The organism is Escherichia sp. TW14182 (assembly GCF_000208525.1).
GTDB lineage: Bacteria > Pseudomonadota > Gammaproteobacteria > Enterobacterales > Enterobacteriaceae > Escherichia > Escherichia ruysiae.
On the sequence record NZ_AEJZ01000497.1, the window covers coordinates 1 to 587 of the forward strand.

A 587-nucleotide genomic window follows, 5' to 3' on the forward strand; every position below is an offset into this window, starting at 1 on the left:
CGAATAATGGTGGAGATATTTTCCATGTTCAGCAGGTTTGCCGTGCAGTTCTGCTCCCCGAGAATAAACGTATCCACCTGCTCCAGACCGGTGATATTCATCACGTCCTGGTTTGATTTGGACCACCACCACCCTTTTTCGTAATCAATACGGGCACGCAGCCCGGCAGCACGAGCCGAATATGGACGAAATATCGTTTGCCCGCTGTCATCCGTCACTGACACGCGCGGACGCAGCAGCTCCACACGCCCACCAAATGACGCGCGCCGCTGAACCACATCCTGCGGCGTTGCCATTGAGGGCGAGTCAATATAGGCCACAGCCCGCAACTTCGCGGCATACGTTTCCAGCGCCTTTGCCACGCCATCATCCTCACTGTACCCCGTGGCAATGAGGATGCGCGGTTGATAGCCTGTGACGCCCTTACTTTCTGTCAGCGCCTCCATGGCCTGAATCACCGCCGCACGCTGTTCGGCCTCTTTCGCCTTTGTTTTACTTTCTGCGCGCACCACAATCACCAGCGCACCAGTCTGGTCAAAAATATCACGCAGGGCCGGGTATAATGTTCCGGCTGTGCCCAGTTTCCC

The 587-nt window shown here is 56.4% G+C and carries 1 protein-coding gene; it reads right to left on the reverse strand.

Translation table 11 applies throughout. The features are described 5' to 3' along the window. Positions 1-587 (reverse strand): phage tail sheath subtilisin-like domain-containing protein (locus EQY_RS0123640; protein WP_000452616.1); only part of this gene is annotated, 587 nt, incomplete at both ends.